A 25,786-nucleotide genomic window follows, 5' to 3' on the forward strand; every position below is an offset into this window, starting at 1 on the left:
CAAGTTCGCTGTCCGCGTATCCGCAAGAGTGCGTCAAGATCTGCGCAGGCCCTGCAACGAGCCGCTAAGTGGCGCGGGGCACAGGCGCCGGCGGGTGTGGCAGTCGGCCGTCCAAGGCCCGGCCGACTACCCTAGGAAGAGCGATTCCCAGCCCGCTGTTCCGTCCCTGAAGGAGTTCACCACCGGTGGCACCAAGTTCTGATTACACCGCCCGGCACCTGTCTGTACTGGAGGGCCTCGAAGCCGTCCGCAAGCGCCCGGGCATGTACATCGGTTCCACTGACTCCCGCGGATTGATGCACTGCCTCTGGGAAATCATCGACAACTCCGTTGACGAGGCTCTCGCCGGATTCGGCCATGACATCAAGATCATCCTCCACGCAGACAACTCCGTGGAAATCCACGACGACGGCCGCGGCATCCCCATCGACAAGGAACCGAAAACGGGGCTGACCGGCGTCGAAGTGGTGTTCACGAAGCTCCACGCCGGCGGCAAGTTCGGCGGCGGCTCCTACACCGCCTCAGGTGGCCTGCACGGCGTAGGCGCATCGGTGGTGAACGCCCTGTCTGCCCGCCTCGACGTCGAGGTGGACCGCGGCGGCAAAACCTACAAGATGTCTTTCCGCCGCGGCGAACCCGGGCGCTTCCAGGACACCGGTTCCAGGATCGACCCGGCCGCGCCCTTCACCCCGTTTGTGGATGACTCAGTCCTGGACGTGGTGGGCAAGGCCAAACGCGGCGTCACCGGGACCAGAATCCGGTATTGGGCGGACCGCCAGATCTTCACCCCGGACGCAAAGTTCTCCTACGACGAACTCGCGGCCCGGGCCCGGCAGACCTCCTTCCTGGTGCCCGGCCTCAAGCTGACAGTGCGCGACGAGAGGAAGGTCCCCGGGACTCCCGGGGAATCCGGCCCGCATGAGGAGGTCTTCCACCACGACGGCGGCATCTCCGAATTCGTCGAGTTCCTCGCCGCCGATCCCGCCGTCACCGACGTCTGGCGGCTGCATGGATCGGGCAAGTTCAAGGAAACCGTCCCCGTGCTGGACGAACGCGGTCACAGCCAGCTCGCCGAGGTGGAGCGCGACTGTGAAGTCGATGTGGCCCTGCGCTGGGGGATCGGTTACGACAGCACCGTCCGGAGCTTCGTGAACATCATCTCCACTCCCAAGGGCGGCACGCACCAGTCCGGCTTCGAGCAGGCACTGGTCAAGACCTTCCGCAAAGCCGTGGAAAACAACGCCCGCAAGCTCAAGGCCGGCAACGACAAAATCGAGAAGGACGACATCTTCGCCGGCCTCACGGCCGTCCTGACAGTGCGCCTGGCCGAGCCGCAGTTCGAAGGCCAGACCAAGGAAATCCTGGGCACCTCCGCTGTGCGTGCCATCGTCTCGAGGGTGGTGGAGCGTGAAATCACCGCCAAGCTCACCTCCGCCAACAAAAACGACAAATCCCAGTCCGCGCTGCTGCTGGAAAAAATCGTCAGCGAGATGAAGTCCCGTATCTCGGCCCGCGTGCACAAGGAGACCCAACGGCGCAAGAACGCGCTGGAAACCTCCTCGATGCCCACCAAGCTTGCTGACTGCCGCACCGACGACGTCGAACGTTCCGAACTGTTCATCGTGGAAGGTGACTCGGCGCTGGGGACCGCCAAGCTTGCCCGGTCCTCGGACTTCCAGGCCCTGCTGCCCATCCGCGGCAAGATCCTCAACGTCCAGAAGGCGTCGGTGGGGGACATGCTCTCCAATGCCGAATGCGCGGCCCTCATCCAGGTGGTGGGTGCGGGCTCCGGCCGCAGCTTCGATATCAGTGCCGCCCGCTATGGCAAGGTGATCCTGATGACGGACGCGGATGTGGACGGCGCGCACATCCGCACCCTCCTGCTGACGCTCTTCTTCCGCTACATGCGGCCCATGATCGAAGAGGGCCGGGTCTTCGCCGCGGTGCCGCCGCTGCACCGGGTGGAGGTCATCAACGCCGGCCAGAAGGCCAACGAAATGATCTACACCTACTCCGAGGCCGAGCTTCACGTGCTCCTGGCCCGCCTGGCCCAGGAGGGCAAACGGTACAAGGAGCCCATCCAGCGGTACAAGGGCCTGGGGGAGATGGACGCCGAGCAGTTGGCCGAGACCACCATGGACCCGCGCCACCGCACCCTGCGCAAGGTGGGGATCGATAACGCCAAGCAGGCGGAGGAGATTTTTGACCTGCTCATGGGTTCGGACGTCTCGCCGCGCAAGGACTTTATCATCGCCGGTGCCTCAAGCCTCGACCGGGAGCGCATCGACGCCTAAGCGCGTGCGGGCCCCACGCCCGGCGGATTATGGCGGCAGGACGGACCGGCAGGACAGGCAGGACGGACGGGCAGCGCCCACGGCGGCAGGCCAGCCGACGGCGGACTCAGCCGAACAGGCCCGGCACCATCAGCAGGGCCGTAGGCAGCGCCAGCAGGAGTACACAGCCCGCGAGCACCAGGCTGCGGACCGGGGCGGGCAGCTGCGGCTGGGAGGAGAGCAGCCGGCTGACACGGGACGCGGTGGTGCGGGCCGAGTCCGAGCCTGCGGCTGCGGCCCCTGAATCTAGCCCGGCCAAGGACAATCCGGACGGGGATACCCCGGATGGGGACAGCCCGGAGGGGCTGGACTGGAGTTCGGCATCGCCCGGGGTCCTGGCGGCTCCGCTGGCAACAATGGCAATGGCCTTGATCAGCGTGGCCTTGCTTTCGGTCTTGAGGGCAACGTCGTCGGCCAGCATCTCGATCAGGGAGTTGACGGACTCCTGGGCGAGCCGGGTGGTGGGAAGCCAGGGGAGCGCCTGCCGCCAGGCGGCGAACGCCCACAGCAGCAAGTGGTGCCGCTGGCTCAGGTGCGCATTCTCATGAATCAGCACGGCACGGAGTTCGGCGGGCTCAAGCGCGGCCATCAGGCCGTCGGAGAGTACTGTCACGGAGCGTGCCCCGCCCGGCAGGCAGTAGGCAACGGGCGAATCGTGGCTGATGACCAGCGTTCCGGCACCTTCGGCGGACGGGGAGGCCAGGAGCGCGAGAAGTTCTCGGTGCCGCCGCCGCTGGCGTTCGATCTTGTAGTAGGTCAGCAGCAGGGTGAACACCAGGTGGGCCGTCAGCAGCGCCGCGGCGGACAGCGCGAAGATATGCCAGAAACCCAAATCCGTGGTGGGCGCGTTGAAGAGCACCATGCCCGCAAGCGCCCGCAGGCCTGCGATGAGGTTATCGCCGATGGGCTCCAGGCCGTACACCAGCATGGCACCGATCATGGACAGGCCACCGGCAAGTGCAATGGCCTGCCACAGCACCATCGCTGTGAAGGGGGACCTCGCGGGCCACTGGGCGCGCGAGAGGAGGATAGGCACCGGCCACGCCAGGACTATCGCAAGGACCGCCAGCAGGTATGAGGCCCAGAACATGGTCCGTTAAATGTGGCCAAGCAGTTTGCGCAGGGTCTCGGCTTCACCTTCGGAAACGGAACCAATAAAGCGTGCCAGCACGGCCTCGCGGTCCGGGGCTGACCCCAGGACTTCATGCATCAGCTCAGCGGTGTGGTCTTCACGGCTGGACACTGCCTGGTAGCGGTGCGGACGGGTGCCGCGTTCGCGTTCCACCAGGCCCTTCTTCTCCAGCCGCGACAGGACGGTGAGCACGGTGGTAACGGCCAGTTCCTTGCCCTCATGGGCAGAGGTGCCGTCCTGGCCGGCCGACGTCTGTGCGAGCCGGTCCCGCAACGTGTTCGCGGTGGCTGCTTCATGGCCCGCCCAGAGCAGGTCCATCACTGCCCGTTCCAGTTCACCAAGACTAGCCATTGCACTCATCCTTTTTGTTTCCCCGCACCGCTTGCCATGGACAGGCGGTGACATCATGCGTTTACCTACTACTACAGGATCCAATTTACCCCGATTCCGCTTCACTTTCTACATTGGGTAGAACACGTGCGGTTTACGCCCTGCCGCAGCTGCGCAGGGGTGCTGCAACCCGTTTCGCACGCCGCCAGCGTTGTTCTACACTTTGTAGAAGTTAGAGTTTCTACAGAACGTAGAAAACCTGCCCGGCTCACAGTAGGGACAGCCATGGACGCTATGGACGCTCTGGAAATCGCACGCTGGCAATTCGGCATCACCACCGTCTACCACTTCATGATGGTCCCGCTGACCATCGGCCTGGGCCTGGTGGTGGCCGTGATTCAGACCCTCTGGCACCGCACGGGAAAGCCCGAATACCTCCGGATGACCAAATTCTGGGGAAAGCTCTTCCTGATCAACTTCATCATGGGAGTGGCCACCGGCATCGTCCAGGAGTTCCAGTTCGGCATGGCCTGGAGCGAGTACAGCCGGTTTGTAGGAGATGTCTTCGGTGCCCCGCTTGCGCTCGAGGCCCTGCTGGCCTTCTTCGTTGAATCCACCTTCCTGGGCCTGTGGATCTTCGGCTGGAAGCAGCTCAAGCCGGCCATCCACCTCGCGTGCCTCTGGGTCGCGGTGATCGGCTCTGTGTTCTCCGCGTACTTCATCATCGTGGCCAACAGCTGGATGCAGCACCCCGTGGGCGTCGAGATGGTCGACGGCCGGCCGGTCATGACCGACGCCTGGGCAGTGTTCACCAACAACACCGCCCTCGTGGCTGTGCCGCACACCCTCTTCGGCGCCCTCGCCGTGGCAGGCGGCTTCCTCCTGGGCATCGCCTGGTACCACCTTTGGCGGAGGCGGCGCGACGGCGTCGACACCGTGGGTGCCGACGGCAAGGTCATCCCGGGTGAGGCCAGGGACATTCCGGGCCGGGACCGGAACGACCACCAGGTCTGGCTCCGGTCCCTGCGGATCGGTGCCGTGGTAGCCATGATCTCCTTCGCCGGAACCGCACTGACCGGCGACCTCCAGGGGAAGCTCATGTTCGAGCAGCAGCCCATGAAAATGGCCGCCGCCGAAGCGGCCTGCCACGACGGCACGGGCTTCTCCGTCTTGAGCATCGGCAACATCGGCTCACAGAACTGCGACGAGATTGTGGCAGTGATCGAGGTTCCCGGAATCCTCTCCTACCTGGCCAAGGGCGATTTCACCACAGAGGTCAAGGGCGTCAACAGCCTGCTGCCCGAATACAAGGAGAAGTACGGCACCAACCTGCCGGACAACCCCATCTACGGCGAACGGGCCGGCCAGGAAATCGACTATCTTCCGGTCATGGAGGTCACCTACTGGGGCTTCCGCATGATGATCGGTTTCGGCGGCCTCGCAGCGCTGGCCGCCCTGGTTGCCCTCTGGCTGACCCGGAAGGGCACTGTCCCCGACTCCCGGTGGCTGATGCGCCTTGCCGTCTTCGGGATCCTTGCCCCCTTCGGTGCCAACGCCGCCGGGTGGATCTTCACGGAGATGGGCCGGCAGCCCTTTGTGGTGGCACCCAACCCGGACCCCAGCGGGATCGACCAGGTGTTTATGTTCACCGCCGCGGCGGTATCGCCCGGCGTTTCTGCCGGCGAACTGCTGGCATCGCTGGTCACCCTGACCGCCATCTACGCCGTACTGCTGGTGGTGGAGGTCAAGCTCCTGGTCAAGTACATCCGGGGCGGTGTGGTCTCCGCGATGCCTGAGCTCGTCCACGCCCCGGTGGACGAAAACGAAGATGCCACCCCTGGCCCCGAAGGCCCGGGCGGTGGCAAACCCGCCGACGACGTCCTGGCCTTCGCCTACTAGTCGCGCCAAGAGCAGAGGAAACAAGGAATGGAACTGCTGCCAACCATCTGGTTCATCGCCATCGCAGTGCTCTGGACGGGGTACCTCTTCCTGGAGGGCTTTGACCTCGGCGTGGGCATGCTGATGAAGCTGTTTGCCCGGGACAACACCGAGCGCCGCGTCCTGCTCAACACCGTGGGGCCGGTCTGGGACGGCAACGAGGTGTGGCTCCTGACCGCCGGCGGAGCCACCTTCGCGGCCTTCCCGCTCTGGTACGCCTCGCTGTTCTCCGCCCTGTACCTGCCGCTGCTCGTGGTCCTTGTGGCACTGATCTTCCGGGCCGTGGCCTTCGAGTACCGCGGGAAGGTGGATAACGAGCAGTGGCGGGCCAGCTGGGACTGGGCCATCGCCCTGGGCTCCTTCTTCGCAGCCTTCGGCGTAGGAGCAGCGCTAGCCCTGACCACAACAGGACTTCCGCTGAACGCCAACGGCGACCGTGAGGGCGGGGCGTTCGCCTGGTTCAACGGCTATGCGGTCCTCGGCGGACTCGCCGTCGTCGGTTTCGCGCTGCTGCATGCCCTGGCTTTCCTTGCCCTGAAGACCGACGGCGAAGTACGGCACCGTGCGCGGCGCTGGTTCGTCCGGCTGCTGCCCGTCCTGCTCCTGCCCATTGCCGGGTGGGCCGTAGCCATCCAGATCCTCGAAGGAAAGCCCTGGACCTGGGCGCTGGTGCTGTTGGCAGTGGCGGCGGCAGTGGCGGCCTGGTCAATGGCCCGCAAGGGGGCGGAGGGGAAGGCGTTCGTGGCGCTGGGAGCCTTCCTGGCCCTGGGCTCGGCGTCAATCTTCGGGGCCGCTTTCCCGGTGGTGCTGCCTTCCACGCTGGACGGGGCCTTTGACCTCACTATTTCCAACGCTTCGTCCTCGGACTACACTCTGGGCCTGATGAGCGTGGTGGCCGCCTTCGGCCTCCCCCTGGTCATCGCCTACCAGGCCTGGACCTACTGGGTGTTCCGGAGGCGGGTCAGTGCCGCCCACATCCCGGAAGCCCACAGTTTCCTGCCGGCCGTCGCGGCCAAGGCTTTCACCAACAAAGGCTGACATGCGTCCCACTTTCCCGTCCGGCCCGGCCACCCGTTCCGCCATCTACTGGCTGGGACTCCTCGCCGCCCTCAAGGCGTTGTCCCTGGTCCTGATCGGCCAGGCGGTGGCTTCGGTGCTCGCCGGACTTGTGGCGGGGAACCCGGGGTGGGCCGAGCAGATCGCTGCCGGTATGGCCGGTGTTGTCCTTCGGTCCCTGACCGTGTGGGGGCAGGCGGTTACGGCGCGGCGGGCAGCGCTCGGCATCAAGGAGGAGCTGCGCGCCGGGCTGCTGGAAAAGGCGCTGCGGAACGGGGTCCGCGGGACAGGACCTGCCGACGGCGGACTCGCCGTGCTGGCCACCCGCGGCCTGGATGCGCTGGACAGCTACTACACGCAGTTCCTGCCCGCGCTGGTGAACTGCGCGGCCATCCCGTTGCTCGTGGGTGCCCGGATCCTCTTCGCGGACTGGGTCTCCGCGGTGGTCATCGTCCTGACCGTTCCGCTGATTCCGCTGTTCATGGTGCTGATCGGCCGGTACACCGAGGAGAACGTCCGCGAAGCCCAGGCGTCCCTCGCCCGGCTGTCCACCCACATGCTCGAGCTGGCCAAGGGGCTTCCTGTCCTGGTGGGCCTGGGACGCGCCACCGCACAGCGGAAAGCGTTGGAGGAGATCTCGGAGGAATACAGGTCCCGCACCATGGGGACGTTGCGGACCGCGTTCCTCTCGGCCTTGGCACTGGAGTTGATCGCCACCATCTCGGTGGCCGTGGTGGCAGTGTTCATCGGTGTCCGGCTGGTGCACGGCGGGATGCCCCTGGAAGCCGGCCTGCTGGCCCTGATCCTTGCCCCGGACTGCTACCTTCCGCTGCGCGAACTCGGTACCGCCCACCACGCCAGCGATGACGGCAGGGTGGCGCTCGCCGAAACCACCGCAGTCACCGAAGCGCCCGAGCCGCAGCCGCTTCCCGCTGTCCGGGCCGGCAGGCCCGGTGCTCCCATCACCGTCACCGGCCTTACGGTCACCTATCCGGGAAGGTCCCGGCCCGCCGTCGGCCCGCTCACCTTCACCGCGCCGCAGAGCCGGATCACTGCACTGGACGGGCCCAGCGGAACGGGCAAGAGCACCGTCCTGGGTGTCCTGGCCGGGACCATTGGCCAGGGAGCGGGAACCACAGTCAGCGGCACCATTTCCGGCATGGACCGCAAGGACATTGCCTGGGTTCCGCAACACCCGGTCATGGTGGCCGAATCGGTCCTCGACGAGATCGTGCTGTACCTCACGGGCGGGGCGGGTGCCGGCGCGATCGGCCGCCATGCGGCGGAGGTTGCGGCCCGTGACTGCCTGGCCCGCGCTGCCGCCGGCCACCTTGCAGGCAAGCACCCGGCAGAGCTCAGCCCCGGTGAGCTGCGCCGGGTGGCACTGGCCCGCGGGCTCGCCAGGATCGAGGCCGGCGCCACCATCCTCCTGCTGGACGAACCCACCGCCCATCTGGACGACGAATCGGCGATGCTGGTGGAGGACACCATCAGGAAGCTCCGGGGCCAGGTGACGGTCATCCTGGTGGCGCATGGGGAACGTACCCGCGCGCTCGCGGAACACCTGGTGCCAGTAAGCGGAAACGGCCTCACGGCTCCGGACACGGAAGGTAGTGCCGGCCCGGCGGTTGCCCCGCGCAGCGGTGCGACGGCGGGCGCCTCGACAACTCAAGCCCAGCCGGACGTTGCGCCGGCCCCTGCCCGCAACGCCACGCAGGGTAACGCCCGGTACAGCGCCGCGCGCCTGCTTCAGGCACTCCTGGCGCCCGTCAGGGGCAAGTTCGCGGCAGCAGCAGTGGTGGGCACCCTGGCCGCGGTCTTCGCCGTCGCCCTGTCGGGCCTGTCCGGCTGGCTGATTATCCGCGCCGCCGGGCAGCCGCCCATCCTGTACCTGCTCACAGCGATCGTTGGCGTACGTTTCTTCGGGATCGGCCGGGCCGTGCTGCGGTACTGCGAACGGCTCCTCCTGCACGACGCCGTGTTCGCCGCCCTGACCCGGCTCCGGGGCCGGCTCTGGGAGTCGCTGAGCCGGCGCGCCCTGCCGCTGCGGCGCCTGCTGCAGGGCGGCAACGTCCTGGGGACGGTGATTGACGACGTCGATACCGTCCGCGACCTCCTGCCGCGCGTGGTGCTGCCGCCGGTCACGGCACTTGCTGTTTCCGTGGTGGCCCTGGCCACCACCTCACTGCTGGTGCCCGCAGCGCTTCCGGCCGTGCTCGCGGCCAGCGTGGTGAGCCTCCTGCTCGCCCCGGCTGTTGCCCTCTGGGGTGACCGCAGGTCTGCTGTTGCCGAGCAGCTCCTCCGGTCGGGTGTTCTGCGCCGCGTTTCAGCCGCCCTTGACGCACGGGCCGAGCTTCATGCGAACGGAGCAGCTCCCCGCGTCCTGGATGACCTGCGTGCACAGGACCGCAATGCCACCAGGGCCTCGCAGCGCTCAGCTTGGGCAGACGGCCTGGGCCAGGCAATCACCACCGCTGCCTGCGCCTCCGCCGCCTTGGCCGCCGCCTGGCTTGCGGGGCCGGCCGTGCTTGCAGGCAGGCTCACCCCGGAAACCGCGGCAGTGGTGGTGCTGCTGCTCCTTGCGTTGGTGGAGCCATACGCGGCGATGACGACGGCGGTGCGCCAGTTTCCGGCGCTGCGGACCGTCATGCAGCGCGTCGCAGAGTCCGGGGCACTGGACGAGGGCCGGCAGGAGAAACGGATGCAGGACGGGCTGCAGGCCGTTGCTGCCCGCCCGGGCGGGCTTCCCGGCGTCGAACTGGCCGGGCTTTCCGCCGCCTGGACCGGGGGTGCGCCAGTATTTTCCGGGCTTACCGCCGTGGCGGAACCCGGGCGGTGGCTCGCGGTGACGGGGCCGTCGGGCTCGGGGAAGTCCACCCTGCTCTCAGTCCTGCTGGGCTTCCTCCCTGTCGCCGCGGGGCGGATCGGCGTGACGGGCCGGGCCGCCTGGTGCCCGCAGGAAGCGCACCTGTTCGATTCGACGATCCGTGGAAACCTGCTGCTGGGTAAGCCCGGCAGCGGGCCCGCCTGGGGACACCAGGGGGGTGGACAACAGGCGGGTGGACAACAGGCGGGCGTACAACAGGCCGAAGCGCAGCACGCCGACGCTGAATTGCTCGACGTGCTCGCGTCGGTGGGCCTGGCCGGCCTCCTGGAGCGCTTGCCGGCCGGCCTGGATACCAGGATCGGTCCGGGCGGGGCGTTCTTGAGCGGCGGGGAGCGCCAACGCCTGGCCGTGGCCCGCACGTTAATGACCGGCGCCGAGGTGGTCCTGCTGGATGAGCCGACGGCGCACCTGGATGCGGAGTCGGCCCGGGCCATGCTGGCGGACCTGCGGCAGGGGCTGCGCCACCGCACTGTGGTGCTGGTGACACATAATCCGGCTGACATCCTGCCGGAGGACGCGCGCCTGGTGCTGGCGGCAGGTTCAGAGGGCCCGGGTTCAGAGGTCTCCGGTTCAGGAAATACCGGTGAAAACCTGGTGGCGTCCTATGCGGGGGATCAGCCGTCCACGTCGTGAAGGTGGTGGACCACGTCGTGCAGGAAATACTGGGCCAGGGTCATCACCGTAAAGACGGAGCCGTTGCTGCGCAGCCCCTTGCGGCCCCACTCGGACTCCCGGACAGCGGCGAATGACTCGGCGGCCTGCTTTCCCTCAGCGGTGAGCTCGGCGCTGACGACGGCCGGGTCGGCGTTGGCGTAATCCCTGTCGATGGCCGTTTGGTCCTGGTCCCAGTTGTTGAACCGGGCGTCGTCTGAATCCAGCATGAGGTTCAGCCGCTGGTCGAAAAGGCTGAACACGTCCCGGACATGGCAGGCGTACTCCAGCGGGGACCACGTGTGGCTGTTCGGCCGCTCCGCTGCGTCGGGCCTGCGGAGAACCGCGCGCCACCGGGGGAGCATGCTCTCGATGCTGCCAGGGACCGTGGAAGGCGTAACGGCGGTGGCATCGAACGAGCACTCAGGGCAGGGACGGGTCAGGACCCAGGTCCAGTCCTTTTCATCAGGAACGATTGGCATGGCAGCAGTCTAAGCGGGATCAGGCCAGGCCATGGCAGGCCCCACCGCGTCAACCGGCTGGGACAGGGGAATGCCGGAGCCGTCGCGCCGGCCGTGCTCCTGCGGAAGGGACCGCGCCACGCCGGCGGCGGAAGACGCCTTTGCCGGACCATGGCCGGCCCAGGCCAGCAGGAGGGTGTCCTCGCCCTTCAGGAACCGGTGTGCCCGGACTCCCGCCGTTGCGCGTCCCTTCGCCGGGTACTCGGCGATGGCGGTCACCTTGGCGGTGCCGGGGGCCGTTCCCGGAAGCGCGCCCGTAGTGCCGGCAATGGTCACCACCACCGCGGCCTCATCCTTGGGCTGGATGGCGCCGAAGAACAGAACCTTGTCACCCGGGGCCAGCTTGATGCCCGCCATGCCTCCGGCAGTGCGTCCCTGGGGCCGCACGCCGGCCGCCCCGAACTTGAGCAGCTGCGCCTGGCTGGTCAGGAACACCAGCTCGGCGTCGTCAGCTCCGGCGGGTGCCACACCCACCACGAAGTCCTTGTCTTTGAGCGCAATGACTTCCCAGTCCTCACGGTTCAGGGGATAGTCCGGCTGGACCCGCTTCACAATCCCCTGGGCGGTGCCGATGGCCAGGACTTCGTCCAGCCGCGCGAAGGCCACCAGGGATTCCCCCTTCTGCAGGGTGATGAAGTCCTTCGCCGGGACACCGCCGGCAAGGTTGGGCAGGCCCGACACCGGGGGCAGCACCGGCATGTCCATCACCTGCAGGCGGAGCATCCGCCCCAGGGAGGTGACGGCGGCGATTTCGCCGCGAGCCGAGGTCTTCACCACAGAGGTGAACACATCGTGCTTGTTCCTCGGCCCGGCCTCGGCCAGGGGCTCCTGGTTGCTGGTGCGTGCGATCTGGCCGGAAGCCGTAAGGATGGCCCAGCAGGGGTCGTCGGCAATTTCCAGGGCCAGCGGCACGGCCTTGCCCTTCTTGCCCGGGGCGGCCAGTTCAGCGGCAACCGTGGGGGAGACGGCTTCGGATTCGAGCAGCAGGGTCCGGCGAGGAGTCCCATGCTCCTCGGCGAGGGCGCCGAGTTCGTCCGACACCAGGGTCCGCAAGCGTTCATCCGAGGCCAGGATGGCCTCCAACTCCGCGATTTCGCGGCGCAGCTCGTCCTGTTCCTTCTCAAGCTCGATCCGGGAGTATTTGGTCAGCTGGCGGAGCCGCAGTTCCAGGATGTAGTTCGCCTGGATCTCGGTGAGGTCATAGATGGACATCAACCGGGCGCGCGCGGCGGCGGCCTCGTCTGAGGACCGGATGATCTGGATGACCTCGTCGATGTCCACGATGGCGATGAGGAGGCCCTCCACCAGGTGCAGGCGGTCCTTCTTCTTCCCGAGCCGGAACACGGTACGGCGGCGCACCACGTCGATCCGGTGGTTCACGTAAACCGTCAGCAGCTGTACCAGGCCCAGTGTCTGCGGCTGGCCGTCCACCAGGGTCACGTTGTTGATGCCGAAGGAATCCTCCATCGGCGAGTACCGGTAGAGCTGCTGGAGCACCGCGTTCGGATTGAAGCCGTTCTTCAGTTCGATGACCAGGCGCAGCCCGTGCTTGCGGTCGGTCAGGTCCACAATGTCGCTGATGCCGGTCAGCTTCTTGGCGTTGACGGCGTCCTTGATCTTTTCGATGACCTTTTCGGGACCCACCATGTAGGGCAGTTCGGTGACCACCAGGCCGGTCCGGCGCGCCGAGAGCTGCTCGATCTCCACCTTAGCCCGGGTCTTGAAGGAACCGCGGCCGGTGGCGTAGGCATCACGGATGCCGTCCAGACCCACGATCCGGCCGCCGCTGGGCAGGTCCGGGCCGGGGACGAACCGCATGAGGTCATCCAGCGTGGCATCGGGGTTGGCAATCAGGTGCCGGGCGGCGGAGATGACTTCCACCAGGTTGTGCGGGGCCATGTTGGTGGCCATGCCGACGGCGATGCCCGTGGCGCCGTTGACCAGCAGGTTGGGGAACGCGGCCGGCAGGACTTCCGGCTGGGTCAGCTGGTTGTCGTAGTTGGGGACGAAGTCCACCACGTCCTCGTCGAGGTGGTCGGTGAGGGTGAGGGCGGCGGCAGCCATCCGGGCCTCGGTGTACCGCGGGGCCGCCGGGCCGTCGTCGAGCGAGCCGAAGTTGCCGTGCCCGTCAATCAGCGGCAACCGCAGCGAAAAGTCCTGGGCCATGCGCACCATGGCGTCATAGATGGCGGTGTCGCCGTGCGGGTGCAGCTTGCCCATGACCTCGCCCACCACACGGGCGCTTTTGACGTGGCCGCGGTCCGGGCGCAGGCCCATGTCGCTCATCATGTAGAGGATGCGCCGCTGCACGGGCTTCAGTCCGTCCCGGGCGTCCGGAAGAGCCCGGGAGTAGATCACCGAGTAGGCGTACTCGAGGAAGGAGCCTTCCATCTCGGAGGTGACATCAATGTCCACGATGTTTTCCGTGTAGGGGGAGCTGTCTTCCACAGCGGGGGCGGAACTTTGGCGGCGGGCCATGGGGGTTGGCAAATCCTTCTGGGTACTGAGCAGCGGACGGGGGTGTGCTGCGATAGTTTTTGGCTAGGCTAAGCCTATGGTGGATCAGCCCGGGGACGGCGAATATCCGGAACATTGGGAAGCCGATGTCGTATTGCGTGACGGCGGAACGGCCCACCTGAGGCCGATCCATCCTTCCGACGCTGACGCCGTCCAGGCCTTCCATGTCGGGCAATCGCAGGATTCAATCTACATGCGCTTCTTTGCGTTCAAGGCCAGGTTGTCCAGTAAGGAGCTTAAGCGCTTCACGGAGGTTGACTACAAAGACCGGGTGGCTTTTGTGATCACCATCAGCGGCGAAATCGTCGGGATCGGCCGGTATGACCGGCTCGATGATCCCACCGAGGCGGAGGTGGCGTTCAACATCGCCGACTCCCACCAGGGGCGGGGGATCGGGTCCATCCTGCTGGAGCACCTCGCCGCCGCGGCCCACGAAAACGGGATCCGCCGGTTCAGCGCCGAGGTGCTGCCGGAGAACCGGAAAATGCTGATGGTCTTTTCCGACGCCGGTTACGACGTCAGGCGGCACTTTGACGACGGCGTCGTCAGCCTCGAGTTCAATATCGACCCCACGGAGAAATCGCGGGCGGTCATGGAATCCCGCGAGCACCGCGCCGAGGCGAGGAGCGTGCGGGACCTGCTGACGCCGTCGTCCATTGCTGTGATCGGTGCCAGCCGCAAGTGGGGCACGGTGGGTTACCAGCTGCTGGAACACATCGTTGAGGGCGGTTTCCGCGGGCCGGTCTATGCGATCAATCCCGAGGCGCTGGAACTTGCCGGCATGCTGTCCTTCGGCAAGTTGTCCGAGGTCCCGGATCCGGTCCAGCTCGCCGTTGTAGCCGTCCCGTATGAGGAAGTCCCCGCCGTGGTGGCGGACTGTGCCGCCGCGGGCGTCAGGGGGCTGGTGGTGGCCTCAGCAGGCTTCGCGGACGACGGCGAGCGCGGCCTGCAGCGCCAGCGTGACCTTGTGCGGCAGGCGAGGGCCAGCGGCATGCGGGTTATCGGCCCGGCTTCGCTGGGCATTGTGAATACGAATCCGGACGTGTCCCTGAACGCTTCCATGGCGCCTTCCCTGCCGCTGCGCGGGGGACTGGGCCTGTTCAGCCAGTCAGCGGCGATCGGCGTTTCGCTCTATGCGGCGTCCAGCCGGCGCCGGCTGGGACTGTCCACGTTCCTCTCGGCCGGGAACCGGGCGGACGTTTCGGGCAACGACATGATGCAGTACTGGGAAGACGATCCGGACACCGCCGCCGTCGGCCTTTACCTTGAATCAATCGGCAACCCTCGCAAGTTTTCCCGGCTAGCCCGCCGGTTGGCCCGCACGCGGCCGGTCATCGTGGCCAAGTCCGACGCGATGGGTCTCCGGCTGCCGCCAGGGCATGCCGTCCGGACCACCCAGGCGCCGTCCGGGGCGCTGGACGCCATGCTTCGCCAGTCCGGCGTGATCCGGGTGGAAACCATCGAGCAGTTGATGGATGTGGCGCAGGTGGTATCCGGGCAGCCGCTCCCCGCCGGGCCGGGATTGGCCATTTTCAGCAATTCCCAGGCGCTGGGCAAAGTAGTGGCGGACAGCGCCTCATCCCAGGGGCTCACTGTCGAAGAGCTGGTGACGGGGGTAGACCTCGACGCGGGGCAGTCAGTTGCCCTGCCCGCCCTCAGGGCCAGCCTGCTCAAGGCGCTTGAGGAGGACGCCGTCCACGCCGCGGTTGCCGCCCTGCTGCCCGCCAGGGGGCTGACCGTGGACAGCATCGCCGAAGTGCTGGCCGAGTGCTCAGCCACCGCCGGGAAGCCCGTGGTGGCAGCGTTCACCGGGATATTGGACCCTTCCATCCATGTGGAGGGCATGCTGGGTTCCCCCGGACGGGCCGTCCCCTGCTTCTCCAACCCCGGTGCTGCCGTGGCCGCGCTCGCGGCCGTTGCCAGGTACTCCGAATGGGTGTCCCGCGACCAGGGGCATTTTGTGGAACCGGAGGGCTGCAACCCGGAGCTCGCCCGGGCTGAACTTGAAACCCTTCTGCGGGATGTGAGGGGCGAGCAGCTCAAGCAGCTGGATGCCGCGTCCACGGCGTCCCTGCTGGGCCATTACGGGATCCGGGTGCTGCCTTCGGTGGGTTTTGACACTCCCGATGAGGCGGTTGACGCGGCCGAAGCCCTGGGCTGGCCCGTGGTGCTGAAGACCACCGATCCTGCCCTGCGGCACCGGCTGGACCTGGGCGGCGTGCGCCTGGACATCCAGGATGCGGAGTCGCTGCGGTTGAATGTGCTGCAGATGCGGCGGGTGCTCTCCTACTACGGGGATCCGGCGCTGGAGGTGCAGAGCATGGCACCGGTTGGCCAGGCTTGCACCTTCCGGGCCATCGAGGATCCGCTGCTGGGGCCGGTGATCTCGTTCGGGCTGGCAGGTGACGCCGTGAACCTGCTGGACGACTGGTCGCACCGGGTGCCGCCGTTGTCCGCTGCCGACGTCAACGACTTCATCCGGGGCCCGCGGGCGTCCCGCAAGCTGTTTGGCTACCAGGGCCTGCCGGCCGTGGATGTGAAGGCCCTTGAGGACCTTGCCGGCCGGCTCGCCTGGCTGAAGGACAACCACCCCGAGATCGCCCTGGTGGAATTCAACCCGGTCCTGTGCGGGACCTCGGGTGCAACCATCCTTGCCGCGGACATACGGATCGGCAACGCTGCCCAGCGGACGGACAGTGCGCGCCGGGCCATGCTGGGCTGACTGCGGTTAGCAAGTGTCCGGCCGATCTGTGAAAATGGGGGAATGAGCTCACAGCCTCCCGCTTCGGCGCCTGAAACGCCCGGCAATGAAACCCAGGCAGTCCGCCACCACAGCTCACACAGCCACACCGCACAAGGCCAGAGCCTGGAAGGTGCCCTGCAGAAGGCCGGTTTCTATCCCCGCCTCGTTGCGGACGTGGTGGACGACGCCCTGGACGGCCGCGACTGCGTTGCGCACCTGGTGCACCTGGAAACCCACTTTGACCGCGCCGAGGTCCGTCGTCACATCACGGTGCTGGTACTGACCTCGGACATGCTGGTCATCACCCACGTGGACGACCAGCAGCTGGATGACGCCGGCGAACAGATCGTCGCCCAGATCTCCACCGAATCCGTGCCCGTGGCACAGATCCGGTCCGTGGTGCTCAGCTACATGTACTCCCAGCCGCAGAACTACAAGCCCTCGGACCCGGTCCGTGAAGTAACGCTGTCCATCGCCTGGTCCGGCGGCCAGCGGCTTGACATGGGGCCGGCCAGTTGCGGGGACCCGCAGTGCGAAGCGGACCACGGGTACAGCGGCACCATCGCCCAGGAAGACATCGTGCTGCGGATCAGCGCCGAAGCGGACGGCCTGCAGGCAGTCCAGGACGCCAAGCTCTTTGCCCGGGCACTGCGGGCCGTGAACACCGGCTCGCCCGCCCCGCAGCCGCACGTCCAGTCCATGCCGCCGCGGCCACGTGCCGGAGTCTTCGGCAACCGCCTCAGCCGCGGGCACCAGCAGCGCTGATGCCCGAAGACCGCCAGCCGACTGGTATCGTTCCTCCCGCCCGGCCAGGCCTTGAGTTTCTTATGCCGCCGGCCCCTGCCTATGGGCGGCGCTCCATCGCCGAGGTTCTCACGAGCGCCGCGGCCAGCCTGGGCGTGGACGGCTTTTCCAACACCCTGGGCCTGCCGTCTGCCTCGCGGGTCTGTGTGGTCCTCGCGGACGGGCTGGGACGGAACCTCCTGAAGCAGAAATCGGCCCACACGCCCTTCCTGCGCTCCGTGGTCCAGGCCGGGCAGGGCGAAGTCCCCGTCTGGATTGATTCGGCGTTCCCGTCCACCACCGCAGCTGCCCTGTCCAGCTTCGGCACCGGGCTGGCCCCGGGACAGCACGGCATGGTGGGGTATGACGTCCTCGATCCCCGGCAGGACAAGGTGGTCAACCTGCTGGGAAACTGGGACCCCGGCGTTGACCCCGCCGCCTGGCAGCCCTTTCCCACGGTGCTTGAGCGCGCCGCAGAACATGTGGATGTCACCACCGTCAGCCTGCCGCAGTTCGCTGATTCACCCATGACCCGGGCGGCACTGCGGGGAGGCCGGCACATCTCCGGAACCACCTCACACGCCCGGACGGCTTCCGCCGCCGAGGCAATGGCCGCCGCCGGCCCGTCGTTGATGTACTTCTACGTCAACGAGCTGGACAAGGCCGGGCACCGTCACGGCTGCCAGTCCGAGCAGTGGGAACACCAGCTCGAAGAACTGGACGCAACGGTCAAGCGGCTCAGCAACACCCTCCCCGCCGGCACCACCATCCTGCTCACGGCCGACCACGGCATGCTGGACGTTCCCGAGCAGCAACGCATCGACTACTCGGCCGATCCTGAGCTGGTGGACGGGGTCCGGCACACGGCCGGGGAGCCGCGCATGGTCCACCTGTACCTCGAAAACGGTGCGGGCGGGGATGTCCGGAACCGGCTGCTTGCCGCGTGGCGGGCACGCTTCGGTGACCGGATTTGGGCGTTCACAAGGGAGCACGCACTAGCGGCGGGCCTCTTCGGTTCGGTCCGTCCCGCCGTCGAAGGCAGGATCGGTGACGTGATGATCGCGGCCCGGGACGCACTTGCCCTCTATGACACCCGCCGTGTCCGCCCCGCCGCCATGGAAGTGGTGGGGCAGCACGGGTCCTTAACCAAAGCCGAGCGGGAAGTCCCCCTGCTCTGCTTCCCGGCCGGCGGCAGGAGCCCGCGGCGTGGCTGAACTCGTCTTCTTCTCCGGCACCATGGACTGTGGAAAGTCCACCCTCGCCCTGCAAATGGATCACAACCACCGGGCCAGGGGACGCGGCGGCGTACGCTTCAGCCGGAACGACCGTGCCGGGGAATCACGGATCTCCAGCCGCCTCGGCCTGCAGACCGATGCCGTGGAGGTGGTGGACAGCACCGACTTCTGGGACGAAGTCATGGTGCGCCGCACCCAGGGGCAGCGCATCGACTACCTCATCTGTGATGAAGCCCAGTTCTACACTCCCGAGCAGGTGGAACAGCTGGCGAAAGTGGTGGACGAGATCGACGTCGACGTGTTCGCGTTCGGGATCACCGCTGACTTCCGCACCCGATTGTTCCCAGGTTCCCGGCGGCTGGTGGAACTCGCTGACCGCGTACAGGTTCTTCAGGTGGAGGCGCTGTGCTGGTGCGGCCGCCGTGCCACGCATAATGCCAGAACGGTCGACGGCGTGATGGTCACCGAAGGAGCGCAGGTGGTGGTGGGGGACGTGGACATGGCCATGGGCGCTGCCGCTGTTGAGCCTTTGGGAGATCACGTCCCGGTTGTCGGCTACGAGACGCTGTGCCGTCGGCACTTTATGCGGCGGGTCACTGCCCATGGGGCCACTTTGATGGGCCAGCAGGACCCGCTGCTGCCGTTCGAGGTTGACGCCTGCCTGTGGCGCGGCTCAGGTGGAACCGGGGCTACCGGGGCTTAGGCCGGCCTGACTCTCCGCTGACGGCCAGGCAACAACTGAAGTAAGCCGGTGGCTTGGTGAAGTTGACCATGCCGTGCGCTTTACGGACCTGCCCGACTTTGTCATCCCCGAAGACCCAGGTGTTCCGGAAGACGAACTGCCCCAGGACCCGTTCGGAGGGTTCTACCAAATACTGGAGTTGGAGCACCTTCGGCGGGAATCGCAGGCCTGAACCACGCAAGGTTCGAGGGTTGGCACCTACTCGCTGCGGGTGCCGAACACAATCTCGTCCCAGGACGGAACACTGGAACGTTTGGGCCGGCCTGGCTGCCGCTCAGGTGCACCTGTTTCCGGAAGCTGGCCGGTAGTGGGGGAACCGTCGTCGCTCCGCGGTGCAGGCCGCCGGGGGTTGTTGCCCAGCAGCTCGTTAAGGCCTGCGCCACTGGAAGGGTTTCCACTGCCGCTGCTGCCGGCGCTCCCACCAGCTTCACCGCGGCGCTCGTCACGATTTCCGGCGTCCGAATGGCCGGCCCCTGGTGCGCCATCATGAGTAACTCCGGAAGGCCGTTGGGGGGACGCCACAATGGTGATTTCACGGGTTTCCGTGCTCACGCCATCGTGCAGCTTCAGGGCATCCTCCATGGCCTCACGGTGCGGAGGGATCAGGCTGAGCCGCGACAGCATCGAGGGCCGCGCATCCCGTCGCCGTGTAAAGGAACTGGCCTCCGCGGCTGGAGTTTCGGGGGAGTCCTCTTGCGTTTCGTCGGCCTGCGCCTCCGGCTCGGGGGCTACTTCGGATGGCCTCGGGTGGGCGGCGGGAACGCCATGGGTCAGCAGCAGCGCCAACGCGTCGTCGGAATCCTCGTCAACACCCAGGCGCTGGCCCCGGCGTGAGCGCAGCATGTCAAGGAGGCCGTCCGATTCCTTGCCCTCGGCCTGGACCTCGCCCCCAGAAGAAGGGCGGACACTGTCAGCGTCGGTTTCAAAGTCGAAGGGACGGTCGGAAACGGCAGAAAGCCTGCGTGCCGGAACAGGCCCGTCCAGGGGCTCAAGCTCGCTGAGCTGCTGTGCCCAGCGGTTGGCATTGTGCAGTGACTTGCGGGTGGGGCTGAAGGTCCACAGTGCCGGTGGTTCTTCACCAATGCCGGCTTTTCCGCCCGTGTTTGCTTCAAAGCTTGCCGATACCGTCCATGTGCCATCCTGGCGCCGCCAGGAATCCCACTCCACGGTGGATGGATCTATGCCGTGGGCCGAGAGCCTGTGTGCCACCATGTCATCCAAAGTGGCCGGGTTGTCGCCGAACGCGGAGCGGTAGATGTCGTGGCCGGGCGAAGGCGAAGCCACTTCGACTTTGCGGGCCTGCTGGGCCACGTACTCCCGTTCTGCCAGGACGGGGCCCTCATAGCGTTCCACTTTGGCCAGCGGCAGGCCGGACAGCTCGGCCACGTCCGCTGCCGTCGCCCCGGCCCGAATCCTGGCCTGGATGTCCCTCGGGGACATGGGAATGGCGTTCCGTTCGGCGGCAGGCCTGGGCGCGGGCCTGCTCGCGGTCCTCAGCGCTTCGTCGATCGGCAGCTGGAACATCTCGCCGCCGGCCCCGCTCAACAGGAGATGCATCCCGTCGTCGTGTACGCCTACAAGCCGTAGATCCTGCATACAAATCCTCCACCCTGGCATTACTATCAACCGAAACTCTGCCACTCGGTGAACCCGTTTTGTGTCAAGGGGCAGGGCGCGCCGCAATATTCCGGCCGAGCCAGGGGAGCCGTACGGCGGCTGATGCCCAAAGCGGGCTCCGTTGCGGGCACAAAGCTGCTGCACGCAGCGTTATCAAGGGTGGAACTTGCAGGCGGGCAAAACAGAAGAAGGATACGGCGAACATGGCCACCGATTACGATGCCCCGCGGAAGTCCGAAGAAGACCTCGGCGAGGATTCCCTCGAGGAGCTGAAGACCCGCCGCTCGGAGAAGCCGGTAGCGGTGGTGGACGAAGACGAAAGCGATCTGGCCGCGGGCTACGAACTGCCGGGCGCGGATCTTTCGGGTGAAGAGCTCATGGTGCATGTGGTGCCCGCCCAGGCTGATGAATTCACCTGTTCTTCGTGCTTCCTGGTCCGGCACCGTTCGCAGATTGCCCGCGAGAAGGACGGCCACTTTTACTGCAAGGAATGCGAGGGCTAAGCAGCACTCGCTCATCGCTGGCCGCAGGCTTACGACGGCGGCGGGCTTACTTGTGTGACAGGGCTGCCGTCAGTTTGTCGGGGTTCCGGGATGAAGTCAGCCAGTACGGTGTCTGGTCGGACGGGTCAGTAATCTGGATCTTGACCACCGGGTCTATCCACCCTCGAATGCAGAGGAATGCCAGGCCGTTGAGCCGGGTTCCGCGTTCTGCCGTGGCCTCCTGGCCCCGGAATGCCTCTACTGCGCCGACGAACCGCCGCTCAATGGTGGCGCGGCCCACGGTCAGCGAATCGTCAGTCACCACGATCGCCGGTGTGGACAGGACCAGGAGGATGGCGATGATCGCGAAGAGTACCGCCGCTGCCGTGTAACCGGCTGCCATGCTGATGGGCGCGAACACCAGGATGCCGGCCCCGGCCACGCCGGCTGAAATGACCCAGATCCACACATTGGGCCACAGCTTCTCCCGGTAGATCACCGGCGCCCCGGTGGAAGGGGTTTCGGGCACGGGCGCAGGAGAGCTTGAATCGGGCATGTGCCAAGCTTTCCATTTTTGTCCGGCTATTTCACCTCGTGTGGAACTGTTCCCCACCAACACGCCACTCCTGCCACACCGTCAGTGCCACTCCGGCCCGCCGTGCCGCAGAAGCCACTGCCGCCGTCTGCCTAGGCCTGATTTGGGGGCGCGGGTTAGAGTGAGTGACTGTGACTGATCATCCCGCCACAGTAGATACGTTTCCCGACGAAGCAGCCGCAGCCGGACTTCCGGCTCCCGTTGGTTTTGGCGCTCCCACCCTGCAGGTCCAGCTGAAGATGCTCGATCCGGACATGGAGGCGCCCTCCTATGCGCATCCGGGCGACGCAGGCGCAGACCTTCGCGCACGCGAGGACGTTGTCCTGAAGCCGGGGGAGCGGAAGCTTGTCCCCACCGGAGTGGCCATCGCCCTCCCTGACGGCTTTGTGGCCCTGATCCACCCGCGTTCAGGGCTGGCCACCAGGCACGGCCTCACCATCGTCAACGCCCCCGGAACGGTGGACGCCGGCTACCGCGGCGAAATCGCGGTCACCCTGCTGAACACCGATGCGACGCACAGCATAGAGCTGCGCCGCGGCGATAGAATTGCCCAGATGGTAATCCAGCGTGTTGAGCACGCGCAATTTATCCCCGTCAACGAATTGAGCGGATCCGTACGCGGCACGGGAGGGTTCGGTTCCACCGGCGGATTCAACGTTCCCGGCGCCTGAACCTTCTGGTACCCAGCCGTTCCCAGGTCACCCACGTGCCTGCCGGACGGCCATAAAGCACGACGGCGGGACCCCCACGGCCCGGACCGGCAACTTCACAACTAAGGAGACACCCAAATGGTCTTTGGGCTCGGCAGGAAAGCCAAGAAGGAACAACCGGCCGAACCGGACGAACTGATGCCTGCCGCGGAGTCCGCGGAGGAGGCGAAGGACGATTCCGGTCGCCGGGTGATCGGTCCCTTTGATGAGTCCGAAATCAGCGGCCGTGATGGCTACGTGGACCTGGGCGCACTCCTCATCACACCCAGTGAGGGGCTCCAGCTCCGGCTCGAGGTGGAAGAAGCGACGCAGCGCGTCGTGGCCGTCACCATGGACCTGAACGGCTCCAGCCTCCAGCTGCAGGCCTTCGCGGCGCCCAAGAGCGAGGGGCTGTGGGACGAGATCCGGGAACAGATCGGCCAGTCCGTCGGTGTCCAGGGTGGCCAGGTGGAGGAAATTGAAGGTCCCTTCGGAACTGAGCTGGTGGCGAAGCTTCCTGCCGGCCTGCCGGACGGCAGCCAAGGCTACCGGGTGGCCCGTTTCATTGGCGTGGACGGCCCCCGCTGGTTCCTCCGCGGGGTCCTGGGGGGTGCCGCAGCACTGGAGCGGTCCGCCGCCGAGCCTCTCGAAGCATTGTTCCGGCAGGTGGTGGTGATCCGGGGCGACAACCCGATGCCGCCGCGCGACCTGCTGCAGCTCCGCCTGCCCAAGGATGCAACTGCCACGCCTCCGCCGGCCGCCCCGTCACTGCAGGAACCTGAACGTGGTCCTGAAATCACCCAGATTGGCTGATCCTGCACCAGGGGGAGCCGCGTTTCGGGAAAGCGCCGACGTCCCCCTCAGCCAGTTGCCGGTCAAAGGACGGGTGGTTTGCCGCGGGTGGATTGAATCCGTGACATACGTTCCCACGGATCGAACCGCGGAGTTCAGCGCCGTAGTTTCCGACTCCGATGCGATGCACCGTGGAATCGGTGCCGCTGCCGGCCGCCCCGCCAGGCTCCGGGTGGTATGGCTGGGACGGCGGCGGGTACCGGGAATCGACGCCGGCACCGAGGTCCGGCTCGAAGGAATGCTCTCTTCAGTGCAGGGACTGCCCACCATGTTCAACCCACGCTACGAAATACTGTCCCGCCAGGAGAACGAATGAGCGTCCCCAATCCCAACCCTTCCACTGGTCCCGGACCGGACGGGCAGCCCGCCGGACCAGCCGGAAATGCACGCCAGGGGCAGGGGTCGGCTGACGGACAGGAACCTTCCCCCATGGCAGGACTCGCTGCAGAATATGCGGCCAAAGCCGGGCTGCACAGGACCCATGACGGGCGAGTGGATGTGCTGCGAAGCGCCGGCGGTGCCCAGGGCATTGCTGAAAGCATCCTGCCGGGACTGGTGTTCCTCGTGGCATACACCATCAGCCAAAACCTCACCGTCTCCCTCGTGGCCGCGTTGGCAGCCGCCGCGGTGTTCACAGTGGTCCGGCTCGTGCAGCGACGCCCGCTGACACAGGCCCTGGCCGGCGTGGTGGGTGTGGGCATCTCCGCCTGGCTTGCCAACTCCACGGGCAAGGCTGAGGACTTCTACCTGCCCGGCTTTTTCACCAACGCCGCCTACATCGTGGCGATGGTGATCTCGATTTTGGTCAAATGGCCGGTGGCCGGGCTTCTCTTCGGGTTCATCCGGAATGAGGGCCTGGACTGGCGCAACGACCCCGCTCGGCTGAGGGCGTACCGGTTGGGCACCTGGATCATCGTTGCCGTCCTGGTGCTCCGGCTTGTGGTGCAGGTCCCGCTCTACCTCATGGGACCGGAAGGACTGGCCGCCCTCGCCACCACCAGGCTCATCATGGGTGCGCCGCTGTACATCCTGGGAGTCTGGATCGCCTGGCTCATCACCAGGCCGGCGCCGGCCGACGTCGACCCGCTGGATGGTGCCGGCCCGCTGGATGGTGCCGCCGCGCAGGATGATGCCCAGGACCCGGCACCCCGCGACCAGCCGAACTAGCCGTCGAACCCGTCGTCTTCCTGGCCCGGCTGGTCAACGTGCCGGGATTCATCGCCGGCCCGTGGCTGCGGAGGTTCAGAGGACTCGGGGGAGAGCAGGGTGCGCAGTTCGTCCTCGGCGGCGATCGTTGTGACGAAGAACAGTTCGTCGCCCCCGTCGATCACGTCGTCACGGCTTGGCGTGATCGGTGCGTGGTCGCGGAGGATGGCCACCAGGGTGGAGTCTTCCGGCCACCGGATATCGCCGACCGTACTGCCGATGACGTGCGAATCGTGCGGGACGGTGAACTCCACCAGCGAGGACACTCCGGTCTGGAGGGTGAGCAGCCGCACCAGGTCGCCGATCTCCACGGCTTCCTCCACCAGCGCCGTCATCAGCTGGGGCGTGTTGACTGCAACGTCCACGCCCCAGGAATCGTTGAACATCCAGTCGTTCTTTGGGTTGTTTACCCGGCCCACTGTGCGGCCCACGCCGAATTCGGTCTTCGCCAGCAGTGAGACCACCAGGTTGACCTTGTCGTCACCAGTGGCTGACACCACCACGTCCGCGTCCTCCACCCTGGCGCCCTGGAGCGTGCTCAGTTCGCACGCGTCACCAACAAGCCAGTGCGCGCCCCGGAGTCCGCTGCGCCCGATCACCTCAGGCTTGAGATCGATCAGCAGGATTTCGTGCTTGTGCGCCAGGAGTTCCCGGGCAATGGACGAGCCGACGCTGCCGGCACCCACAATCACAACTTTCACTGGTACTCCTTGGCGGGTGCTTTGGCGAGGATCTGTGCCACCTGGGCGCTGCGGTCAACCTGCAGCATCGCGTGAACCGTGTCGCCGTCCTGGTAGGCGGTTCCGGCGTCGGGAAGCAGCCCTTCGCCGAACCGCGTGAGGTAAGCGACGCGGACCCCGGCCGCTTTTTCGACGCTGCTGATGCGGTGGCCGATCCAGCCGGCGTCGAGATCCAGTTCGGCGAGCACCAGCCGTCCGGAAGGCTCGCGGAAGTCGCCTGCGAGGTGCTGTTCGGGAAGGATGCGCCGCAGCACCTGGTCCGCGCTCCAACGGACTGCGGCCACGGTGGGGATGCCCAGGCGCTGGTAGATCTCTGCCCGGCCGGGGTCGTAGATCCGGGCCACAACATGGGGCACGTGGAAAGTTTCCCGGGCCACGCGGGTGGCGAGGATGTTGGAGTTGTCACCGCTGGATACTGCCGCGAAGGCGTATGCGTCAGCGACGCCGGCCTGCTTGAGGGTGTCCCGGTCGAAGCCCACTCCCGTGACCTTCCGTCCCGTGAAGCCTTGGCGGAGCCTGCGGAAAGCGCGGTCGTCCTGGTCGATGATGGCCACGGAATGCCCGGCGTCCTCAAGCGTGTGCGCCAGCGTCGCCCCCACCCGGCCACATCCCATGATCACGAAATGCGCCACCAGTATCTCCTCTTGTTTCTTTCCCGTTCGTCCTGCCGCTAGAACTCTACCGTCAGCGTCCGGATGCCACTGATTACCGGCCGTCATGACACAGCCCGGGAATCA

Annotated in this window: 22 protein-coding genes; 14 read left to right on the forward strand and 8 right to left on the reverse strand. The window is 66.6% G+C overall.

The genetic code is table 11. The annotated features are described in order from the left end of the window. The first annotated feature begins 185 nt into the window (after positions 1–185). Complete coding sequence (locus tag AC5RVY_RS09040; RefSeq protein WP_493954383.1) at positions 186–2,294, forward strand: DNA gyrase/topoisomerase IV subunit B; 2,109 nt, start codon at positions 186–188, stop codon at positions 2,292–2,294. A gap of 106 nt (positions 2,295–2,400) precedes the next feature. Here AC5RVY_RS09040 and AC5RVY_RS09045 read toward each other — a convergent pair whose 3' ends face one another. Beyond that, positions 2,401–3,423 (reverse strand): M56 family metallopeptidase, encoded by a 1,023-nt coding sequence (locus AC5RVY_RS09045; RefSeq protein ID WP_493954384.1) that lies wholly within the window; start codon positions 3,421–3,423, stop codon positions 2,401–2,403. Between the two features lie 6 nt (positions 3,424–3,429). Beyond that, entirely contained in the window at positions 3,430–3,816 is a 387-nt protein-coding gene (locus tag AC5RVY_RS09050) for a BlaI/MecI/CopY family transcriptional regulator (protein ID WP_493954385.1), read from the reverse strand. Between the two features lie 273 nt (positions 3,817–4,089). On the opposite strand from AC5RVY_RS09050, the gene AC5RVY_RS09055 reads away from it, so the two are divergent. The 3 genes from AC5RVY_RS09055 to cydD are packed head-to-tail and all read left to right on the forward strand — an operon-like array spanning position 4,090 to position 10,309. After that, a complete protein-coding gene (locus tag AC5RVY_RS09055; protein ID WP_493954696.1) occupies positions 4,090–5,694 on the forward strand; it encodes a cytochrome ubiquinol oxidase subunit I in 1,605 nt (534 codons plus the stop codon). 27 nt (positions 5,695–5,721) lie between these two features. After that, positions 5,722–6,771 (forward strand): cytochrome d ubiquinol oxidase subunit II, encoded by a 1,050-nt coding sequence (cydB, locus tag AC5RVY_RS09060; RefSeq protein WP_493954386.1) that lies wholly within the window; start codon positions 5,722–5,724, stop codon positions 6,769–6,771. 1 nt (position 6,772) lies between these two features. Continuing rightward, positions 6,773–10,309 carry a thiol reductant ABC exporter subunit CydD gene (gene cydD / locus AC5RVY_RS09065; protein WP_493954387.1) on the forward strand — a complete coding sequence of 1,179 codons (3,537 nt, stop codon included), beginning with the start codon at positions 6,773–6,775 and terminating at the stop codon, positions 10,307–10,309. Here the strand turns inward: cydD and AC5RVY_RS09070 are convergent. Both AC5RVY_RS09070 and AC5RVY_RS09075 read right to left on the reverse strand, forming a co-directional pair. Further along, positions 10,291–10,809, reverse strand: a complete 519-nt coding sequence (locus tag AC5RVY_RS09070; protein WP_493954388.1) for a DinB family protein — start codon at positions 10,807–10,809, stop codon at positions 10,291–10,293. The genes cydD and AC5RVY_RS09070 overlap by 19 nt on opposite strands. 9 nt (positions 10,810–10,818) lie before the next feature. Next, positions 10,819–13,326, reverse strand: a complete 2,508-nt coding sequence (locus tag AC5RVY_RS09075) for a DNA gyrase/topoisomerase IV subunit A (RefSeq protein ID WP_493954389.1) — start codon at positions 13,324–13,326, stop codon at positions 10,819–10,821. 76 nt (positions 13,327–13,402) lie between these two features. Between AC5RVY_RS09075 and AC5RVY_RS09080 the strand changes: the two genes are divergently transcribed. The 5 genes from AC5RVY_RS09080 (at position 13,403) to AC5RVY_RS09100 (ending at position 19,040) form a co-directional block, all read left to right on the forward strand. Beyond that, positions 13,403–16,087 (forward strand): bifunctional acetate--CoA ligase family protein/GNAT family N-acetyltransferase, encoded by a 2,685-nt coding sequence (locus tag AC5RVY_RS09080; protein WP_493954390.1) that lies wholly within the window; start codon positions 13,403–13,405, stop codon positions 16,085–16,087. A gap of 42 nt (positions 16,088–16,129) precedes the next feature. Then, the gene (locus tag AC5RVY_RS09085; protein WP_493954391.1) at positions 16,130–16,873 is read left to right on the forward strand and encodes a DUF5998 family protein; all 744 of its coding nucleotides are present in this window, start codon (positions 16,130–16,132) and stop codon (positions 16,871–16,873) included. 62 nt (positions 16,874–16,935) lie between these two features. Further along, positions 16,936–18,105 carry an alkaline phosphatase family protein gene (locus tag AC5RVY_RS09090; protein WP_493954392.1) on the forward strand — a complete coding sequence of 390 codons (1,170 nt, stop codon included), beginning with the start codon at positions 16,936–16,938 and terminating at the stop codon, positions 18,103–18,105. Then, the gene (locus AC5RVY_RS09095; protein ID WP_493954393.1) at positions 18,098–18,829 is read left to right on the forward strand and encodes a thymidine kinase; all 732 of its coding nucleotides are present in this window, start codon (positions 18,098–18,100) and stop codon (positions 18,827–18,829) included. Before AC5RVY_RS09090 ends, AC5RVY_RS09095 begins: the two co-directional genes overlap by 8 nt. A 73-nt stretch (positions 18,830–18,902) precedes the next feature. Next, positions 18,903–19,040 (forward strand): hypothetical protein, encoded by a 138-nt coding sequence (locus AC5RVY_RS09100; RefSeq protein WP_493954394.1) that lies wholly within the window; start codon positions 18,903–18,905, stop codon positions 19,038–19,040. Positions 19,041–19,066: 26 nt separating this feature from the next. Here the strand turns inward: AC5RVY_RS09100 and sepH are convergent, their stop codons facing one another. Beyond that, on the reverse strand, positions 19,067–20,464 hold the full coding sequence (gene sepH, locus AC5RVY_RS09105; RefSeq protein WP_493954395.1) for a septation protein SepH: 1,398 nt from the start codon (positions 20,462–20,464) through the stop codon (positions 19,067–19,069). Between the two features lie 224 nt (positions 20,465–20,688). Here sepH and AC5RVY_RS09110 point away from each other — a divergent pair, with 224 nt between their 5' ends. After that, positions 20,689–20,988 (forward strand): DUF4193 domain-containing protein, encoded by a 300-nt coding sequence (locus AC5RVY_RS09110; protein ID WP_493954396.1) that lies wholly within the window; start codon positions 20,689–20,691, stop codon positions 20,986–20,988. Positions 20,989–21,034: 46 nt separating this feature from the next. On the opposite strand, the gene AC5RVY_RS09115 is transcribed toward AC5RVY_RS09110, so the two are convergent. Further along, complete coding sequence (locus tag AC5RVY_RS09115) at positions 21,035–21,523, reverse strand: DUF3093 domain-containing protein (RefSeq protein ID WP_493954397.1); 489 nt, start codon at positions 21,521–21,523, stop codon at positions 21,035–21,037. 170 nt (positions 21,524–21,693) lie between these two features. Between AC5RVY_RS09115 and dut the strand changes: the two genes are divergently transcribed. From dut to AC5RVY_RS09135, 4 genes are all read left to right on the forward strand, one after another. Beyond that, positions 21,694–22,233 (forward strand): dUTP diphosphatase, encoded by a 540-nt coding sequence (gene dut / locus AC5RVY_RS09120; protein ID WP_493954398.1) that lies wholly within the window; start codon positions 21,694–21,696, stop codon positions 22,231–22,233. Positions 22,234–22,350: 117 nt separating this feature from the next. Continuing rightward, positions 22,351–23,064, forward strand: coding sequence for a DUF3710 domain-containing protein (locus AC5RVY_RS09125; protein ID WP_493954399.1), 714 nt, complete (start codon positions 22,351–22,353; stop codon positions 23,062–23,064). Between the two features lie 100 nt (positions 23,065–23,164). Beyond that, positions 23,165–23,419, forward strand: a complete 255-nt coding sequence (locus tag AC5RVY_RS09130; RefSeq protein ID WP_493954400.1) for a hypothetical protein — start codon at positions 23,165–23,167, stop codon at positions 23,417–23,419. Then, complete coding sequence (locus AC5RVY_RS09135) at positions 23,416–24,270, forward strand: DUF3159 domain-containing protein (protein WP_493954401.1); 855 nt, start codon at positions 23,416–23,418, stop codon at positions 24,268–24,270. Before AC5RVY_RS09130 ends, AC5RVY_RS09135 begins: the two co-directional genes overlap by 4 nt. Here AC5RVY_RS09135 and AC5RVY_RS09140 read toward each other — a convergent pair. Then, positions 24,267–25,010, reverse strand: coding sequence for a potassium channel family protein (locus AC5RVY_RS09140; protein ID WP_493954402.1), 744 nt, complete (start codon positions 25,008–25,010; stop codon positions 24,267–24,269). The two genes, AC5RVY_RS09135 and AC5RVY_RS09140, sit on opposite strands and share 4 nt — an antisense overlap. Next, complete coding sequence (locus AC5RVY_RS09145) at positions 25,007–25,681, reverse strand: potassium channel family protein (protein ID WP_493954403.1); 675 nt, start codon at positions 25,679–25,681, stop codon at positions 25,007–25,009. The genes AC5RVY_RS09140 and AC5RVY_RS09145 overlap by 4 nt, the downstream gene beginning before the upstream one ends. Between the last annotated feature and the right edge of the window lie 105 nt (positions 25,682–25,786).

Source organism: Arthrobacter sp. Ha26 (assembly GCF_059091705.1).

Bases quoted from the DNA above. Each gene is read 5' to 3' on its own strand.
- AC5RVY_RS09055 (WP_493954696.1), top strand. From the start codon at position 4,090: ATGGACGCTCTGGAAATCGCACGCTGGCAATTCGGCATCACCACCGTC.
- AC5RVY_RS09115 (WP_493954397.1), bottom strand. From the start codon at position 21,523: ATGCCCGATTCAAGCTCTCCTGCGCCCGTGCCCGAAACCCCTTCCACC.
- AC5RVY_RS09070 (WP_493954388.1), bottom strand. From the start codon at position 10,809: ATGCCAATCGTTCCTGATGAAAAGGACTGGACCTGGGTCCTGACCCGT.
- sepH (WP_493954395.1), bottom strand. From the start codon at position 20,464: ATGCAGGATCTACGGCTTGTAGGCGTACACGACGACGGGATGCATCTC.
- AC5RVY_RS09080 (WP_493954390.1), top strand. From the start codon at position 13,403: ATGGTGGATCAGCCCGGGGACGGCGAATATCCGGAACATTGGGAAGCC.
- AC5RVY_RS09075 (WP_493954389.1), bottom strand. From the start codon at position 13,326: ATGGCCCGCCGCCAAAGTTCCGCCCCCGCTGTGGAAGACAGCTCCCCC.
- AC5RVY_RS09085 (WP_493954391.1), top strand. From the start codon at position 16,130: ATGAGCTCACAGCCTCCCGCTTCGGCGCCTGAAACGCCCGGCAATGAA.
- AC5RVY_RS09125 (WP_493954399.1), top strand. From the start codon at position 22,351: ATGGTCTTTGGGCTCGGCAGGAAAGCCAAGAAGGAACAACCGGCCGAA.
- cydB (WP_493954386.1), top strand. From the start codon at position 5,722: ATGGAACTGCTGCCAACCATCTGGTTCATCGCCATCGCAGTGCTCTGG.
- cydD (WP_493954387.1), top strand. From the start codon at position 6,773: ATGCGTCCCACTTTCCCGTCCGGCCCGGCCACCCGTTCCGCCATCTAC.
- AC5RVY_RS09045 (WP_493954384.1), bottom strand. From the start codon at position 3,423: ATGTTCTGGGCCTCATACCTGCTGGCGGTCCTTGCGATAGTCCTGGCG.
- AC5RVY_RS09090 (WP_493954392.1), top strand. From the start codon at position 16,936: ATGCCGCCGGCCCCTGCCTATGGGCGGCGCTCCATCGCCGAGGTTCTC.
- AC5RVY_RS09135 (WP_493954401.1), top strand. From the start codon at position 23,416: ATGAGCGTCCCCAATCCCAACCCTTCCACTGGTCCCGGACCGGACGGG.
- AC5RVY_RS09110 (WP_493954396.1), top strand. From the start codon at position 20,689: ATGGCCACCGATTACGATGCCCCGCGGAAGTCCGAAGAAGACCTCGGC.
- AC5RVY_RS09050 (WP_493954385.1), bottom strand. From the start codon at position 3,816: ATGGCTAGTCTTGGTGAACTGGAACGGGCAGTGATGGACCTGCTCTGG.